The organism is Cryobacterium sp. PH29-G1 (genome assembly GCF_030063365.1).
Classification (GTDB): domain Bacteria; phylum Actinomycetota; class Actinomycetes; order Actinomycetales; family Microbacteriaceae; genus Cryobacterium.
In genome coordinates this window covers 1-17,499 of sequence record NZ_JASISY010000023.1, presented here as the reverse complement: position 1 = coordinate 17,499, position 17,499 = coordinate 1, and the positions used below count along the sequence as shown (strand labels likewise).

Genomic DNA, 17,499 nt, shown 5'->3' with positions numbered 1-17,499 from the left:
CAAACGGCACCAGCTGATATTCATGCACGAACTCGCGTATCTCCGCCGCGGTGAATCCTGAACTAATAGACATTTCCCTGCCTCCGACTGATCGTGAACTGACTCACAACCAGCTTGACGCAGAGGGTGCGCGGGACTTGCGCCGGTGCGCGGGAATTCTACCTCCCGCGCACTGGCGCATCTCCCGCGCGCTGTGAAATGGATGCCCGCCGCGCGGAGTTCCTGCGGCGGGGTGTCCCCGTGGTGTTGCCCTGCGCGGGACTTGCGCCAGTGCGCGGGACTTGTGGCTGGGCCGGCACGCGCGCGGCACGCGCCACGCGGGTGTTGCGCCGGTGCTCGGGAGTTCCTGCGGCGGGGTGTCCCCGGGGGTTTGCCCTGCGCGGGTGTTGCGCCGGTGCGCGGGAGTTCTACCTCCCGCGCACTGGCGCATCTCCCGCGCGCTGTGAAATGGATGCCCGCCGCGCGGAGTTCTTGCGGCGGGGTGTCCCCGTGGTGTTGCCTGCGCGGGACTTGCGCCAGTGCGCGGGAGTTGTGGCTGGGCCGGCACGCGCGCGGCATGCGCCACGCGGGTGTTGCGCCGGTGCGCGGGACTTCCTGCGGCGGGGTGTCCCCGGGGGTTTGCCCTGCGCGGGTGTTGCGCCAGTGCGCGGGAGTTCTACCTCCCGCGCACTGGCGCATCTCCCGCGCGCCGTGAAATGGATGCCCGCCGCGCGGGCATCCTCCACAGCCCGGTACGACGCCGGATATCCGCCAGAGTGGAGATCCTCTTCCCGCAGCGTTCGCCGTCCGGGCATTCTGGCTGCATGTCCTCGCCCAGCCTCGACCCCGTCGATAGCCCGAGCCCGACCCCGAGCCCGACCCCGACCCCGACCCCGAGCCCGACCCCGACCCCGAGCCCGACCCCGAGCCCGAGCCCGACCCCGATCTCGAGTCCGAGGCACAGCCTGAGCCCCCGAATGCGCACAAGTACCGACCCGGGCGACGGCCTCATCCTCACCTCTGATCTGGCCAGTGCTCTCGGCGCCGATTTTCGCCTGCGCCGGGAAGAAGCTCGGAGCCGACTGCAGCGGGTGAGCCGCGGCCTGTACTATTCCCGTGCGCGCTGGAACGAGTTGCGCGAGGACCAGCGCTACCTCATCCGGGTGCGGGGGGCCGCCCTCATCCGTCGTGGTCAGGTGGTGCTCAGCCATCAATCGGCGGCCGTGTTCTGGGGACTGCCGATGCTCATCGGGTGGCCGAGCGAGGTGCATCTGCTGACCGAACGAGCCACGGGCGGACGCTCGGATCCGGGCATCCGCCGCCATGCCCTCGGCGTCGACGCCCGCGACGTCACAACCGTCGACGGACTATTCGTCACGACTATCGAGCGTACGGTGGTTGATCTCGCCGCGATCCTCGATCTCAAATCTGCCGTGGCGTTGGTGGACCGTGCGCTCTATCAGGACCGGTTCGGACGCACGCCCACTCTCACCACCAAAGATGCACTCTTGGCTACCCTTGAGCGGATGCTGCCCTTCCGCGGTTCCCGCCGCGCTCGAGCGATCATCCAGTTCGGGACGCATCTCTCCGGGTCGCCGGCGGAATCGGCCAGTCGAGTGAACATTGCCCTGAGCGGATTTCCTGAGCCGGAATTGCAACATCAGTTCGTGGTCGACGGCAAGAAGTGCGAGACCGACTTCTACTGGCACGAGATCGACGGTGTGGGGGAATGCGACGGGCGCGAAAAATACTTCAACCCAGAATTTCTGTCGGGGCGCTCTCCCGAGCAGGTGCACTACGACGAGAAACTGCGTGAAGACGGTATCCGGCGGCAGGTGCACGGATTCACTCGCTGGCCGGCCTCCGTCGGGATGAGCCAGTATCCGCTGCGCCGCCGGCTGCTCGAGCTCGGATTGCAGCCAGATGCGCAGCGCGTCCTGCGCGGCCTCGAACGCCCGCAATCGTAGCCTCGGTGGGCGCGCGGCCCGTTCGGCCCATTGGCCCATTGGCCTGCGCGGGACTTGCGCTGGTGCGCGGGAGTTCTGGGTCGACCTGGATCTCCGTGGCACGAGCTGCGCGGGACTTGCGCTGGTGCGCGGGAGTTCTGGGTCGACCTGGATCTCCGTGGCACGAGCTGCGCGGGACTTGCGCTGGTGCGCGGGAGTTGCACCTCCCGCGTAGCAGCGCAGCTCCCGCGCACCGTGAAACGGATGCCCGTTGCCCGCCGGCAGCGCCGCAACCCGGCGCGGCGCGACGTGTCCGGGCGCGGCCCCGGGCAGTGGCACACTGGGAGATCGAGCAAGGAGAACCAATGGCGCTGGTGGACAACGCGGTGTACGTGGACGGGCACCGGGTGGCCACGCCGCCGAGCCTCGATGCCACCTTTGAGGCGCTGAAGCACAACACGGGCTTCGCCTGGATTGGACTGTACCGGCCGAGCGAGGCCGAAGTGCGGGCCGTGGCGAGCGAGTTCAGCCTGCACGCCCTCGCCGTCGAAGACGCCCTCAAGGGCCACCAGCGCTCGAAGATTGAGCGCTACGGTGACATTCTGTTCGTGGTGCTGCGCCCGGCCCGCTACGTGGACGACGACGAGCGCGTGGAGTTCGGCGAGCTGCACGTGTTCGTCGGTCCGGACTTTGTGGTCACCATTCGCCATGCCGAATCGCCCAACCTGGCCCAGGTACGCGAGCGGATGGAAGGCACCCCGCACCTGCTCGCCCTCGGCCCGGAAGCCGTGCTCTACGCCATTCTCGACCAGGTCGTCGACGAGTATGAGCCGGTCGTGGCCGGCCTCGAGAACGACATCGACGAGATCGAAGACCAGCTCTTCGACGGCGACCCCGAGGTGAGCCGGCGCATCTACGCCCTCTCCCGTGAGGTGATCGAATTTCAGCGGGCCACGCAGCCGCTCGTGACCATGTTTGAAGCGATGCAGCGCGGCTTCGACAAATACAACGTGGATCTCGAACTTCACCGGCACCTGCGCGACGTGCTCGACCACACCCTGCGCGTCGTCGAACGCGGCGACGCTTTTCGCCAACTGCTGCAGAACGCCCTCACCGTGCACAGCACCCTGGTGGGCCAACGCCAGAACGACGAAATGCGGCACCTGTCGGAGACGAGCCTCGCGCAGAGCGAGGAGGTGAAGAAGATCTCCAGCTGGGCGGCCATCCTCTTCGCGCCCACCCTCGTTGGCACCGTTTACGGCATGAACTTTGACCTCATGCCCGAGTTGCACTGGCCGCTCGGCTACCCATTTGCGATCGCCCTGATGCTCGCCATGGGGTTCACCCTGTACAGCGTGTTCAAACGTCGTGGCTGGCTCTGAGCCCGGCAAATTGCGCCACAAACGCGCGAAACCCCGGCGACCTCAGGGCAATTCGGTGGTTTGCCAATTAGGGTAGGCCTGTGTGGCACCTCGATAGAAAACAAGACGACGACGACGTGCTTTCCAAGTACCCGAACGTTTCTCCTGACGACCCGAAAAACGTGACCAGTCCGCACAACCTCAGTCTGGGCGACCCGGCCTTCATCGCTGGCAACATTGCTGAGCCGGTCTGGCAACGCTGGCGTGACGAACTCGCCGCCCTCGGCGGCCGATCCCCGCTGCTGCACTTCACCGACGAAGCCCGCACCCGCATCGAACTCAGCGCCACCCATCCCGGCGGCCTGCCGCAGTTCATCATCGGCAAGACCACCCTGCTGTCCAACCTCATCCGCGACGAACTCGCCCTGCGCAACGCCCGCCTGGCCGCGAACGAGATCACCCAGAAGGGCATCGAACTGCGCTCCATGCGCGGCATCGAATCGGTCAACCTCGCTATCGGCCTCGCCGAGTGGCGTTATCAGGACGTGGACTACAGCGCTCCGGTGCTGCTGCGCCCCCTCGCCATTCGCCGCTACGGTCGCGACTACGAACTCAAGCTCAAGGGCCAGCCCTTTCTCAATCCCGAGCTGGCTCGCGCCCTGAAAGACCAGTTTCAGATCGTGCTCGACGCCGACGCCTTCGTGGCGCTCGCCGTAACCAACGGTGCGTTCAAGCCGCAGCCCGTCATTGACCGGTTGCGTGGCCTCACCTCGCACCTGCCCCGGTTCAACGTCGTGCCGCGCCTGGTCGTGTCGAGCTTTGCCGATGTAGGACGGGCGTTGGCCGTCGACGCGTCGGTGCTCGAGCATCCGCTGCTGGATGCCGTCGCCGGCAACGCCACCGCCCGCCGCAATATTGAGACCGCTTACAACCCGGTGGTTCCGATCGGTCAGGATGCCCGCCCGCCGGCCACCGACACGCTGCTCGGCGACGCCGACCCCGAGCAGGAGAACGTGGTGGCGCAGATCGCGGCCGGCAACTCGCTCGTCGTGAAGACGCTGCCCGGCACCGGCGGCACCCAGACCATCGTCAACGCGATCGGCTCCCTCGTGGCGCAGCACAAGCGGGTGCTCGTGGTGAGCGCCCGCCGTTCCAGCCTCGACGGCATTCGCGGCCGGCTCGTTCAGGTGGGGCTGCCCGGCATCGCCGTGAGCCCGCGCAGCCTGCGCCGCGACCTGATCGCCTCCATCACCCGCAACGAGAAGGCAGTGCAGCCGCGGGTCGGCGACGTCGATGACGCCCTCGTGCGCCTGCGCAAGGTGCTACTCGACTACCGCTCGGCGCTCACCCGGCGTGATCCGGCCCTCGGGGTGTCGGTGCTCGACGCGCTCGGTGAGCTTGCGCGCCTGGCCCAGCTGCCCGAACCGCCCTCGACCACCGCGCGCCTCGACCGGCACGCCCTCGAACTGCTCGCGCACTCCCGTTCGACCGCCGCCAACACCCTGATCAAGGCCGCCATCCTCGGCGAATTTCGCTACGGCCCCGGCGACTCGCCCTGGTACGGTGCCTCGTTCACCTCCACAGCGGATGCCTCCAACTCGCACCAGCTCGCCAAACGCATCAACCAGATTGAACTGCCGCGCCTGCTGGAACGTGCCAACGGCCTGATCGGCCAGACCCGGTTGCGCCCGTTCGAGACCATCAACGAGCTCGGCATCTACCTGCGCCTGCTGCTGGACATTCGCGAAACCCTCGACAAGTTTCAGCCCGGCGTCTTCGACCGGTCCCTCACCGAGCTGATCGCCGCCACGGCTTCGCGCCGGGAATCGCCGGAGATGAACTCCGCCAGTCGTCGCCGGTTGCGCAAACTCGCCGATGAATACCAGCGCCCCGGCGTGCGCGTCAACGACATGAACGACAGCCTGCGCCGCATCCAACAGCAGCGCACCCTCTGGCAGCGCTACGCGGCCGCCGGCGTCACCCCCGAGGTTCCGGTGGGCATCAACGACGTGCACGTGGCTTTCCAACGCGTCTCTGAAGACCTCAGCCTGCTCGATATTCCGCTGGGCACCACGGGCACCCCGCGCGTTCTGGCCGGGCGCGAGATCGGCGAACTGGTCTCGATGATCAGCGGACTCGCCGCCGAGAGCGAGGTGCTCGCCAACCTGCACGAGCGCACCGCCCTGCTGGCCACGCTGCGCGAGCACAACCTCGACCCGCTCATGACCGACCTCTCCGAGCGGCACGTGTCGGAAGAGAATGTGGCCGCCGAGCTTGAGCTGGCCTGGTGGCAGTCCGTGCTCGAAATCATGCTCACGAGTGACCGGGCGCTGCTCGGCGCCAACACGCAGGTACTGGACCGACTCGAGGCCGACTTCAAACTGGTCGACGAGGCGCACGCATCCGCTACCGGTCAGTTGTTGGCCTGGCTGCTCGCCGAAACCTGGAAGATCGGCGTCGTCGACTTTCCGGAGGAGGCCGACCAACTGCGCCGCCTGCTGCGTGCCGACCGTGCCACCCCCGCCCGCCTCAACGAGGTGGCACCGCACCTCGGCCGGGTGCTCGCGCCGGTCTGGCTGGCCTCGCCCTACGAAATCGCTGGAATCAGCGACCAGATCACGTTCGACACCGTTCTGCTCGTGGATGCCGGTGCCACCACCCTGGCCGAAAACGTGGGCGCGATTCGTCGTGGCCGCCAGATTGTGGCGTTCGGCGACCCGGTTACCCAGACCCCGTCATCGTTTACGACCGGCATCGCCGGCTCGGGCGAGACCGCCGGCACGGGAGAGGCCGCAGCGCCCGACGTGTCGGTCGATGCCCTGCACGCCGACTCGGCCCTGGCCCGACTGGGCGAGTTGCTGCCCACGCTCACCCTCACCCGCAGCTACCGGGCCGGCGGTGAAGACCTCGCCGAGCTGGTCAACCACCGCTTCTACGGCGGACGCATCGACTCGCTACCCTGGGCCGGCAGCTTTCTCGGCCACGGCAGCCTCACCATTAACTATGTGGCCGGTGGCCGCGGCATGCCCGACGCCGACAGTGGCGCCATCGAGAGTGTTGACGCGGAGGTCGTGAAGGTCGTTGACCTCGTGCTCGACCACGCCTCGAAGCGTCCGCGGGAATCGCTCATGGTGATCACCGCGAGCACCCGGCACGCCGTGCGCGTGCAGCAGGCCGTGCTCGCCGCGTTCGCCAAGCGCACCGACCTCTCCGATTTCATTCTTAAAGACCGCAGCGAACCGTTCACGGTGCTCACCCTCGAGCAGGCCGTGGCGCAAAGCCGCGACCGGGTCATCTTCTCGATCGGGTACGGCCGCACCCCGCACGGTCGCCTGCTGTCGAACTTCGGCTCGCTCGGCGAGCCCGGCGGCGAACGCCTGCTCGCCATCGGCATGACCCGGGCCCGGCGGGCGCTGGACATCGTGTCGTGCTTTCGCCCCGCCGATATCGACGAGGACCGCCAGCGCCACGGCATCCTCGCCCTGTCCCAGGTGCTCAGCGAGACCGAAGCCCGCCGCGACGAGGTGCAGGTTCCCGACGCCAGCGAAGCCATGCTCGTGGACCTCGGCGGTCGCCTCGAAAAGCTTGGCCTCACCGTGCGGCTCGGCCACCGCGGCAAGCTCGCCCTCGCCGCCTCGTATGGCACCCGGGCCATCGTGGTTGAAACGGATGCCGTCGTCGGCCGCGCGAGCCTGCGCGAGTCGCTGCGGCTGCGCCCCGAAGTGCTGCGTCGCCTCGGCTGGCACTATCTGCGCGTGCACAGCTTCGAGCTGTTCAGCAACCCCGATGCCGTCGCAGCGCGCGTGGCCGCGATCGCCGGGGTGCGTGCCCAGGATGCCGCGCCCCGGCACACGGCCACCGGTGATGCTCCCACCACCCTGCCCAAGCGCCCCGGCGCGTGACCGCCGATCACCCGGCCGAGCCTGCGGCCGAGCCTGCGGCCGAGCCTGCGGCCGAGCCTGCGGCCGAGCCTGCGGCCGAGCCTGCGGCCGAGCCTGCGGCCGAGCCTACGGCCGAGCCTACGGCCGAGCCTACGGCCGAGCCTACGGCCGAGCCTACGGCCGAGCCTACGGCCGAGCCTACGGCCGAGCCTACGGCCGAGCCTACGGCCGAGCGCGCGGCCGAGCGCGCGGCCGATCAAGCTACCGAGCCTGCGGCCGATCAAGCTGCCGAACGAACTGCCGAGCCTGGAGCTCGTGACACACCCGCTGACCCGCCGCGCCTTGGCACGGTCCGTCAGCCGATCGTGAAGGCCGCGGGCCGGGCCCGCCGCGCCAAGCTGATGCCGGCGCCCGACACCGACCCGAACCCGCACCCGCCGGTGCTGCGCGAGGAGGGGGGCGTCGCATCCGTTGGCAGCCTGCCGAGCGCGAACGACGCCCGCTTGCGGCAGGACCGCCCCCCGCACTGGTAATTGCTCGCAAGACTCGTTCCGAGCGCGCGGTTACGTAGAAACCGGTGATACAACGTCGCTAATCTCGGAGAAAATCGCGACCCGCCGCGTGCCCAACACCCGGCGCGGCGTGTCGCGAAATCGTCCGAGGCTACGTGCGGCCGGCTACGCGATCGTCGCGATCAGGGTTTGGTCATGAGATTCGGTCATCGTTGACTCCAGTCCTAGGATACCTTTTCGGTGGTTTGCCGCCAGGTTTTCCGGCGAGAGCAACCGAAGATTTGACTCGCCTCGTCGTTCCCGTTTGCGCTGCGTCGTGCCACGATGAAGTATGGACATCGACGACGTCAAAGAGATCCGCATTCTCACCGAGGACGAAAGCTGGGACGCGTTGCTCTCGGGCGATTTGGGCCGCCTCGCGGTCAGTGTCGCCGGTATTCCCGACATCTTTCCCGTGAACTTCATCGCCGCGGACCGGCGGCTGGTGTTTCGCACTGCCGAGGGCACCAAGCTGCTTGAACTCACGGTCAATAACCACGTGGCGTTTGAGACGGATGGCGTTGGTGTCGAGGAGGCGTGGAGCGTCGTCGTCAAGGGAACCGCGCGCATCCTCGAGAAGCGGTCCGAGATCGATGCCGCCGATCAGTTGCCGCTGCGCCCGCTGGCCCCGACTCTGAAATACATTTACGTGGAGATCGTCCCGACCGAGATCCAGGGCCGTCGCTTTCAGCGCGGCCCCGAGCCCGACCGCTACTAGCGCGATACTGATTTTTGCGGAGGTCGAAACGATGGTCGTATTCGCCGATCGGATTGACGCCGGCCGCCAACTGGCGGAACAGCTGGAGTATCTGCGCGGACAAGATGTGGTGATCCTCGGTCTTCCCCGCGGCGGTCTTCCCGTGGCCGCCGAGGTAGCGGCCGAGTTGGGTGCGCCGTTGGACGTGATCGTGGTGCGCAAGTTGGGGGTGCCGGTGCAGCCCGAACTGGCGATGGGGGCCATCGGTGAGGGCGGGTTTCGGGTGCTCAACAGCGAGGTGCTCTCGATGACGCGAGTCACCGAGGAGCAACTTCGTGACGTCGAGCACCGAGAGCGGGTGCAGCTCGATGCCCGGGTGGCCCGGTACCGGAAGGGTCGCACACGCATCGACCTGACCGGTCGAATCGCGGTCATCGTCGACGATGGCATTGCCACGGGCTCGACCGCACGGGTGGCGTGCGCGGTGGCCCGCCAGTTGGGAGCCGCCTCGGTGATTGTGGGCGTGCCGGTCGCGCCGGCCGATGCCAGTGGCAATCTGCCGGGCGCCGACGAGGTCATTTGCGTGAACGCACCTCGGCAGTTGAGCGCCGTCGGCCACTACTACGAGGATTTCTCCCCGACCAGTGAGGACGAGGTGATCCGGCTGCTCGATGAACACGGCGCCGGTGAGCGACGCTAAAGTCGGAGAAAATTGCGATATGCCGCATGGGCCGACGCGGTGCGCGGCGCGTCGTAAAAAAGTCCGAGGCCATTTACAGTTTTTTACCGCAGTCCCCGAGGCCCTCAGCCCGGCCGTGGTCTAGGCGGTGTGCTTGGGGCCCTGGTCGGTGGCCGCGTTCTTGGCCAGCAAGTCGCGAATCTCGGTGAGCAGGTCGAGCTCGGTCGTGGGATCCTCGACGATTTCGGAGGGCACGCCTGCCGAGCGGCGACGATCCTGGCGCTCCTTGAGCTTGTTGAGCGGCAGCACGACGACAAAGTAGACGACCGCGGCGACCAGCAGGAAGGCAATGATCGCGCCAATGACGGCGCCGAACCGGATGCCGTCTCCGCCGGGGAGCGGAACGACGAGGGTGTTGTCAAGGGATTCGGCACTGAAGATTGCGGCGATCAGGGGATTAAACACGTTCGTGACGATCGCGGTGACGAGCGCGGTGAACGCGGTGCCGATGACCACGGCGACGGCAAGGTCAATGACATTGCCGCGCATGATGAATTCTTTGAAACCGTTGATCATGGGATGCTCCAAATGGGTGACGAGGAGACCGCAGGGTCAGCGCCCGGGGGCTACGACGTTTTTGCGGCCGGAACGGAACTGGACGAGGAGGTGGAACTGGAGCTGGACGTGGACGACGAGCTGGAGGACGAGGAGCTGTCCTTCTTGGCGGGTGCGCTGCTGTCGGACTTACTCTCGGACTTGCTCTCGGACTTGCTCTCGGAGGGCTTGCTCGACGAGTCGCTCTTGTCGCTCGGCTTGCGGTCGAGGTTGGGGTTCGACCGCTTCGAGTCGGACTTCGAGTCGTTGCTGTAGAAGCCGGATCCGCTGAACGTCACGCCGATCGAGGAGAACACCTTGCGCAGTTTTCCCTGGCAGGTCGGGCACACCGTGAGCGAGTGGTCGGTGAAGGCCTGCTGGATGTCGAAGGCGGTATCGCACGCGGTGCAACGGTAAGAGTAGGTAGGCACTGCATCTCCAGCTGGTTGAGCAGACAGGCAAACACCTGCCAGAACTAAGGTTATGCGTCCGCGCGCCTTCGTGCGTTCAGAAGGGGGGTCGGGCGGGTAAAAAGACCGTTAGACGGTGATGATCCGGGTGGGCGTCACGATGCCGTTGACCGGCTGATCGTGCACTTCGCGGGGCACTTCCTGCAGGTATTCGCTGTCGAACACGACGGCATAGACCGGTGGGCATTTCTCCATCGAGCCCAGGGTCTTGTCGAAGTAGCCGCGGCCCCAGCCCATGCGCAGGCCGGACTCGTCGATGGCTGCCGCTGGAACAATGATGAGGTCCACGTCGTTGATGGCGATCGGGCCCAGCAGCGTGCCGACCGCCTCGGGCACGCCGGAAATGCCGGTGAATTCCTCGTCGCCGTCGCCGACGGTCCAATCCAACAGGCCGTCTTCACGGGAGATCGGAAACAGAATGCGGATGCCCTCTGCCGTGGCCCAGTTCACAAACGGTCGGGTGTCAGGTTCGTTGTACGAGGATAAATAGCAGGAGATCGACCGTGCGGACAGGCCGTTCACCACGCTTTTCAGGTTTTCGGTGAGACCCGTCGTCGCGGCCTCGCGTTCCGAAGAGGTCATGTTTTGACGGCGTTCGCGCAGTTCCGCTCGCAGCGCACGCTTTCGATGAGCTATGTCGGAGTCCATATAAGGCATCCTACTTGCCGCTAACCTAGTGCCCATGGGTACCCCGATAACTAAAGCCGTCATTCCCGCTGCTGGACTCGGAACGCGCTTCCTCCCGGCGACCAAGGCCATGCCGAAGGAGATGCTTCCCGTCGTTGATAAGCCCGCCATTCAATACGTCGTCGAGGAAGCCGTCGCGGCCGGCCTCAGCGACGTACTGATGGTGACCGGTCGCAACAAGAACGCCCTCGAAAACCATTTCGACCGCATGACCGAGCTCGAAGCGATGCTGGAACGCAAGGGCGATCAGACCCGGCTTGCTCGGGTGCGGGAGTCGAACGAGCTCGCCGACATCCACTATGTACGCCAAGGCGATCCGCGCGGTCTCGGCCACGCCGTGCTGCGTGCGCGCATGCACGTGGGCAACGAGCCCTTCGCGGTGCTGCTCGGTGACGACATCATCGATGCCCGTGACCCGCTGCTGACGAAGATGATCGACGAGCAGGTGAAACGCAACACGAGCATCGTCGCCCTGATGGAGGTGGACCCTTCCCAGATCCACATGTACGGCGCGGCCGCGGTCGAGGCGACCGATGACCCCGACGTCGTGCGCATCACCGGCCTGGTCGAAAAGCCCAGCGCAGCGGATGCCCCCTCCAACCTCGCCATCATCGGCCGCTATGTGCTGCGCCCCGAGGTCTTCGACGTGCTCGAGCACACCGCTCCGGGCAAGGGCAACGAGATTCAGCTCACCGACGCGCTGCAGGAGATGGCCGTCGACCCCGAGACCACCGGCGGCGTGTACGGCCTGATCTTTCGCGGGCGTCGCTACGACACCGGCGACCGGCTCGACTACATCAAGGCCATCGTGCAGCTGGCCGTTGACCGGGACGATCTCGGTCCGGACCTCAAGCCGTGGCTGCACGAATTCGTCGCCACGCTCGACTGACCAGCTCCAGCCACACCGGGCGTTGAGCCCACGACAGACAGGGCAACCGTGCCAATCGCTATTCCCACCCTCCATGAGGGGGCCGTCACCCTGCGCCCCATCCGCTTGCGCGATGCGCGCACGCTCGAGGGCGAACTGCTGGCGAACCGCTCCTGGCTGCGCAAATGGGAGGCCACCAACCCCTACGCGCCGATGTCATTCGACACTCGCGCGAGCATCCGCAGTCTGTTGATTCACTCGCGGACGGGCAACGGGCTGCCCTTTATCGTGGAACAGAACGGTGAGCTGGCCGGCCAGCTCAACGTGTCGTCGATCACCTGGGGATCGCTGTCGTCGGCGACCATTGGCTACTGGGTGAGCGAGAAGTTTGCCGGCCAGTCGGTGACGCCCACCGCCGTGGCGCTGGCGACCGACTACTGCTTTTATCAGCTGGGCCTGCATCGCATGGAAATTTGCATTCGTCCCGAGAACAAGGCCAGCCTGCGCGTGGTCGAGAAACTCGGCTTTCGGTATGAGGGTCTGCGGCGCCGGTATATCCATATCAATGGGGACTGGCGCGACCACTTCTGCTTCGGTTTGGTCGCCGAAGAGCTCAGCCAGGGCGTCATGCGCCGCTGGCAGGATGGCCTGGTGCCAGCGGATGCCGCGCGCGTCACCGCGGCAGATCTGGAGTCGGCCGCGCATCCGCTGCCCGTCATCACCCGATGACCGACGCGATTTTGCCCGTTCGGGTGATTTTCCCTGTTCGGGGGTGGAAACACGGTATAAATCTCGGTGACACACCACGGCTAATAACACTCGGATGTGCCAGCGCCTCCTACCGTTGTCAACATGAGTAATGAGGCATTGGGTGGCGGGGTCATGGTGGCGGTGGCTGCCGTGCTCTGGGTCGCCTATCTGATGCCCACCTGGTCGCGCCGCAAGCAGTACCAGGCAACCGAACGAAATGCGGTGAGATTGCAGCAGACACTGCGCATTCTGGCGGAAACGGCTGAGGTTCCGCAGCAGGTGCGGCTCGAAGCGAGTGCACGCACTGTGGCCGAGCAGCAGCGTCTGCTGGCGCGCACCGAGCAGGCCGAGCGGGACGAAGCGCAAGCGGTAGCGGATGCGGCCACTTCGGTGCGCCGTGCCGCCGCCGCGGTGGCCGCTGCGGCCGCGCCGCGTGTGCCCGAGGCGCCGGTGACGAAACTTCGGCGTCTGCGCCGGTTTCGTGGCCTGGTCTCGCTGATTCTTCTGGTCGGCTTCGTGCTGACCGTTTCTGGTGTTTTTGCCGCTCTGGCGGGGTCGTTCACGGCGCTGGTCGGTGGCGGCGTTGTGATGGTGGCCGCGTTCGGTGTGCTCGGCCGACTGGCCACGGTGGCGCGCTCCGCCCGGGTTGTGCGGGTGGATGCCCCGGTGCGGCTGCCCGTGCTGATCGGCCAGCCCTTTGAACCCGTGCAGCTGGAGGAGACTCCGGTGGCGGCGGTGACCTGGACGCCGCAGCCGGTGCCGCGGGCGCTGCACCTTTCGCGCGGATCCATTGCGCAGACGGCGATGGCCAGCGTCGAAGCGGCCAACCAGCTGCGGAAGGCCGCTGCCGAGGCGGAGGTGGCGCGTCGCGCGGCCGCGCTGGCCGAGGAGGCCAACCGGGTGGTGACGCCGATTGTGCGGGCTGCTGGTGTGGGTGCTGGTGTTGCTGGTGCTGGTGCTGGTGCTGGTGCTGGTGCTGCTGGTGCTGGTGCTGGTACTGGTGGTGCTGGTACTGGTGTCGTCGGGGCTCCTGCTGGTGCGTCGTCGGGCGTTGCTGCGGTGCCGAGTCGATTCGCGTCGATGGGTATCGTGGGCGAGACCGAGCCGGGTATGACCGACCTCGACGCCGTGCTGCGTCGTCGCCGCGCCGTCTAGTTCGGCAGGACCGTCTCGACGACCTGCACGATTCGAAAATGGTCGCGCGTCCGAGCTGCGGGGCCGCGCGTTGCGGGGCCGCGCGTTGTCGGGCCGCGCGTTGTCGGGCCGCGCGCTGTGGGGCCGCGCGTTGCGGGGCCGTGCGTTGTCGGGCCGCGCGCTGTGGGGCTGCGCTGCTGGGCTGCGCACGCTCGTTCCGACGGGCCGCTGCTGCGCCGCGCGTTGTTGGGCTGCGCGTTGTTGGGCTGCGCGTTGTGGGGCCGCGCGCTGTTGGGCTGCGCGTAGCGGGGCCGTGCTGCTGGCGCTGGGACGCGCACGCTCGTTCCGACGGGCCGCTGCTGCGCCGCGCGTTGTGGGGCCGCGCGTTGTTGGGCTGCGCGTAGCGGGGCCGTGCTGCTGGCGCTGGGCCGCTGGCGCTGGGCCGCGCGCTGCTGGGCCGCGCGAGGCATCCGCTTGCTGCTCGCACTGCCGTTTGCTGCGGGCGCGCGACGCGGTGTCGGGGTATGGCTCCGAGGCGTGATATTCTTCAAAGGCAGTTTGGGGCTATGGCGCAGTTGGTAGCGCGTCTCGTTCGCAATGAGAAGGTCAGGAGTTCGAATCTCCTTAGCTCCACCACCTGCACAAGGAAAGGCCGCCTGACCGGGATTTTATCCCCGTCTGGCGGCCTTTTTGGTTGCCGCCACGCTCGTGCATCAGCCCACGGCGCACGCAGAATGCGGCCTGCCCGCCCCCGACCAAACCGTCCCTGCCCCAATCACCCGGGCCCGGGCCCGGAAACTCGGTAGCCCTGTGCCACGTCGGGCATGCGTCCCAGGCCCGAAACCAGATAGGTCCAATTCCCTAAGGTGGGCCCGCTTTCCGGGCCCGGGCCCGGAAACTCGGTGTGTCGCGATTCCGAATGTTGGCCCGCATTCCGTGCCCCGAAACCGGTAGGTCCCGTTTCTAAGGTGGGCCCAGCGACCGGGCCCGGGCCCGGAAACTGTCTCGGGGCATCCTGCGTGCCCGGGCCCAGGTTGTGCAACCGGGCCCATGATCTATCGTGGGCCCGGTTGCATAGGGTGGGCCCGCCTGATCGCAGAGAGCGCGCGACGTTGCATTCGTCGTGCTCGACAGGTATCCCCGCGCGTACCCGCCGTCCTAAGGTGGGCCGGCTTTCCGGGCCCGGGCCCGGTAGCTTCCGGCGAGTGCGCTCCGAGGCGACCGCCGGCGAGGCCGACCCGGTTTGGGCTCGCTCAGCGAACGCCGGCGAGGTCGGACTCCATGAGCCAGGCGCGCAGCACTGCCGCGGGGACGGCCGCAGAATAGAGGTATCCCTGAGCCGAATCGGCGCCGATCTGCGCCAGCAGCTGCTGCTCGTCGAGGCGCTCCACTCCCTCCGCAATGGTTTCAATGCCCAGCTTCTCGCTCATCTGCACGATGGCTTCCAGCACACTGCGATCGACCGAGTTGGTCAGCGCTCCACCCACGAAGCTCGAATCGAGCTTCACCACGGTGATCGGCAGTGAACGCAGCATCGACAGCGATGAGTAGCCGGTGCCGAAATCATCCATTGCAATCTGGATGCCGTGGGTCGCCAACGCTTGCAGCCGGTCGGCGGCCGCCGCCGACTGCAGGGCCACGGTTTCGGTCAGCTCGAGCACCAGCGAGTTGGCGGGCAGTCCGCTGTCCGTCAGACATCCCAGCACCGAGTCGACAAAGTTGACGCTCTCCAGCTCACGCGCCGAGATGTTCACGTGCACGGTCGTCGGAATGCCCGGTCGTGCATCCGGCCAGTTGGCGGCTTCGGCGCAGGCGTTCTTCAGTACGAAGGCTCCCAGCCCGAGGATGGAACCAGAACTTTCGGCCAGTTCGAGGAACTCCCCGGGGAGCAGCAGACCGCGCTCCGGGTGGTTCCAGCGCACGAGAGCCTCGGCTCCCGTGCACACCAGGTCCGTCAGTGACACGATCGGCTGGTAGTGCACCTCGAGTTCACCGGCTTCGGCGGCATGGCTCAACTGGCGTTCGAACGATACCGGCGCCGAACCGCATTGCAGCAGGCCGAGCTGAAACACCTGCACCTGCCCCTTACCGTTAGCCTTTGCTGCGTACATGGCCACGTCGGCCTGATGCACGAGGTCGTCAAGGTCGATGCCGACGGTGGCCATCGCCACGCCCACGCTGGCGCCCACCCGCACAGCACGTCCTTCCACGACGACCGGTGCCGACAGCGCCTGGACCATCCGTTGGGCGATGAGGGTGGCCTCGTCCGTGGTCGTGCCCTGCAGCACGATAGCGAATTCGTCGCCGCCAAGCCGCGCGCACACGTCGAGTGGGCGCGTGTAGTGCCGCAGCCGCTCGGCTACTTCGACGAGCGTGGCATCTCCGGCACGGTGCCCGAGATGGTCGTTGACGTCTTTGAAATCGTCCAGATCAAGAAAGAGCACCTGCACCGAATCGGTTGTTTCATTCCGGTTGAGGATTGCAGCGAGTTTGGTGTTGAACGACAACCGGTTGTCAAGACCGGTGAGCGCATCGTATTGTGCCTGCGCCTTGAGCTGATGGTGCGTGTCGCTGTTGCGCAATGCCAGATTCACCTGGTTGACCAGGCTGCGGGTGGAGAGCACCATTCCGGCGGGGATGCGCTTGGGCGCGCCGACCAGCAGCCACGCTTGTTCCGCCTGTTCGGTCAGAGAGATGCACTCCCACGCCAGGGGAGAGCCGACTGCGGCGTCCAGCGGCGCGGTATCGACGATGCGGGCATCCGTTGTGCCCAAGCCGGCGAGTTCCAAAACGGAGAGTGGCACCGTAGCGGGGAGCGCGGCGAAGTCGCCGGTGCGTGCGCCGAAGCGCATCAGGTCGCCGTCGCGCTGCACTTTAAGCACTCGTAACCCCGGTGTTGTCGAGACCAGCCGATTGGCCGTTGTCCAGGCCAAGGCGCGGATGAGGTCGGGATCGGTCATGCCGAGCAGCTTGGCACCCGTGCGAGTGAGCTCAAGGTCTCGCTCGTTGGCCCAGTCGTAGGCCTGAAGCGCGGTGCGCAATTGGGCCGACACCGTGATGGTCAGGAGCACAATGGCGATGAGTCCTGCTTGGCGAACGGGCGCGGGCGCGAAGGTTGGGTGAGAAATAAGGGGCCAGAGCGCCGTGACGGCTGCCAGCGCTGCGGTGTAGAGCACACCGCGGGCCACAGTTCGCCACGGTGTGCCGTAGAGAGTGCGCAGCCAAGCGCTTGCCAGAATGAGCGGGATTATTTCCGCGGTAGACGGGGTTGCCAGTGCGAATGCGGTGATCGCCACCGCGTCGAGCACCTCGAGCGCGAATGGAACTCCCTGTCGCAGATAACTGACAATCCAGGAGCCCCACAGAAAGAGGGTGGCTCCCGCAGCCAGGAGCAGGGCTATCGGATTATCTTGGACCACGGGAAACACGGCGGGCACGCTGAAGAGCAGTGTCAGCACTGCCAGCCAGAGCACCAGCCATCGGGTGCTCTGCAGAACGCCGACGGGACGTCGGAAGAGCGTGCGCCCGGCCTCGCGCCACCCGCCTTGCCGCACTGCGTCTGAGCCTGATGGCTTACCGAATGCGGCCATGGTGTTCCTTACCTGTGGTGATGCCGGAAGGAGCGCTGGAATCAGCCCGACACACCCTTTGAACGTACCAGTGCGCGGCGCCGTTTTCGTAAGGTGGGCCCGCTTTCCGGGCCCGGGCCCGGGCATCCGTTTTGCGGGTGCGGGAGCGGATGCGGGGTGGCGGGGCCCAGGGTATGCAACTGGGCCCATGTTCTATCGTGGGCCCAGTTGCATAAGGTGGGCCTGCTCGGGCGGGGCGGGCTCGGACGGTTTTCATAAGGTGGGCCTGGTTTCCGGGCCCGGGCCCGGTCGGCTTCGCGGGCGGGCGGGGGA

General features: G+C 66.8%; 12 protein-coding genes and 1 tRNA gene. 9 read left to right on the top strand and 4 right to left on the bottom strand.

Annotated elements, in window-relative coordinates:
- The first annotated feature begins 956 nt into the window (after positions 1–956).
- The 5 genes from QMK22_RS17385 to QMK22_RS17365 all read left to right on the top strand — a co-directional run bounded on the left by QMK22_RS17385 (position 957) and on the right by QMK22_RS17365 (position 9,115).
- Positions 957–1,946: a hypothetical protein gene (locus QMK22_RS17385; RefSeq protein ID WP_283498915.1), complete on the top strand. Its 990-nt coding sequence runs from the start codon at positions 957–959 to the stop codon at positions 1,944–1,946.
- A gap of 344 nt (positions 1,947–2,290) precedes the next feature.
- Positions 2,291–3,307, top strand: a complete 1,017-nt coding sequence (locus QMK22_RS17380) for a magnesium and cobalt transport protein CorA (protein ID WP_283498914.1) — start codon at positions 2,291–2,293, stop codon at positions 3,305–3,307.
- 80 nt (positions 3,308–3,387) lie between these two features.
- Positions 3,388–7,188 carry an AAA family ATPase gene (locus tag QMK22_RS17375; protein ID WP_283498913.1) on the top strand — a complete coding sequence of 1,267 codons (3,801 nt, stop codon included), beginning with the start codon at positions 3,388–3,390 and terminating at the stop codon, positions 7,186–7,188.
- An 822-nt stretch (positions 7,189–8,010) separates the two neighbouring features.
- Positions 8,011–8,436, top strand: coding sequence for a pyridoxamine 5'-phosphate oxidase family protein (locus tag QMK22_RS17370; RefSeq protein WP_283498912.1), 426 nt, complete (start codon positions 8,011–8,013; stop codon positions 8,434–8,436).
- Between the two features lie 31 nt (positions 8,437–8,467).
- Positions 8,468–9,115: a phosphoribosyltransferase gene (locus QMK22_RS17365; protein ID WP_283498911.1), complete on the top strand. Its 648-nt coding sequence runs from the start codon at positions 8,468–8,470 to the stop codon at positions 9,113–9,115.
- Between the two features lie 120 nt (positions 9,116–9,235).
- On the opposite strand, the gene mscL is transcribed toward QMK22_RS17365, so the two are convergent.
- From mscL to QMK22_RS17350, 3 genes are all read right to left on the bottom strand, one after another.
- Entirely contained in the window at positions 9,236–9,670 is a 435-nt protein-coding gene (gene mscL, locus QMK22_RS17360) for a large conductance mechanosensitive channel protein MscL (RefSeq protein ID WP_283498910.1), read from the bottom strand.
- Between the two features lie 50 nt (positions 9,671–9,720).
- On the bottom strand, positions 9,721–10,119 hold the full coding sequence (locus QMK22_RS17355) for an FmdB family zinc ribbon protein (protein ID WP_283498909.1): 399 nt from the start codon (positions 10,117–10,119) through the stop codon (positions 9,721–9,723).
- A 108-nt stretch (positions 10,120–10,227) separates the two neighbouring features.
- Positions 10,228–10,806 (bottom strand): 5-formyltetrahydrofolate cyclo-ligase, encoded by a 579-nt coding sequence (locus QMK22_RS17350; RefSeq protein WP_283498908.1) that lies wholly within the window; start codon positions 10,804–10,806, stop codon positions 10,228–10,230.
- Between the two features lie 34 nt (positions 10,807–10,840).
- On the opposite strand from QMK22_RS17350, the gene galU reads away from it, so the two are divergent.
- The 4 genes from galU (at position 10,841) to QMK22_RS17330 (ending at position 14,233) form a co-directional block, all read left to right on the top strand.
- Positions 10,841–11,734, top strand: a complete 894-nt coding sequence (gene galU, locus QMK22_RS17345; protein ID WP_283498907.1) for a UTP--glucose-1-phosphate uridylyltransferase GalU — start codon at positions 10,841–10,843, stop codon at positions 11,732–11,734.
- A 48-nt stretch (positions 11,735–11,782) separates the two neighbouring features.
- Positions 11,783–12,442, top strand: coding sequence for a GNAT family N-acetyltransferase (locus QMK22_RS17340; protein ID WP_283498906.1), 660 nt, complete (start codon positions 11,783–11,785; stop codon positions 12,440–12,442).
- 123 nt (positions 12,443–12,565) lie between these two features.
- Positions 12,566–13,618 carry a hypothetical protein gene (locus QMK22_RS17335; protein ID WP_283498905.1) on the top strand — a complete coding sequence of 351 codons (1,053 nt, stop codon included), beginning with the start codon at positions 12,566–12,568 and terminating at the stop codon, positions 13,616–13,618.
- Positions 13,619–14,157: 539 nt separating this feature from the next.
- Positions 14,158–14,233: transfer RNA gene (locus tag QMK22_RS17330), tRNA-Ala, on the top strand.
- Between the two features lie 617 nt (positions 14,234–14,850).
- Here the strand turns inward: QMK22_RS17330 and QMK22_RS17325 are convergent.
- A complete protein-coding gene (locus tag QMK22_RS17325; RefSeq protein WP_283498904.1) occupies positions 14,851–17,187 on the bottom strand; it encodes a putative bifunctional diguanylate cyclase/phosphodiesterase in 2,337 nt (778 codons plus the stop codon).
- Positions 17,188–17,499 lie beyond the last annotated feature (312 nt).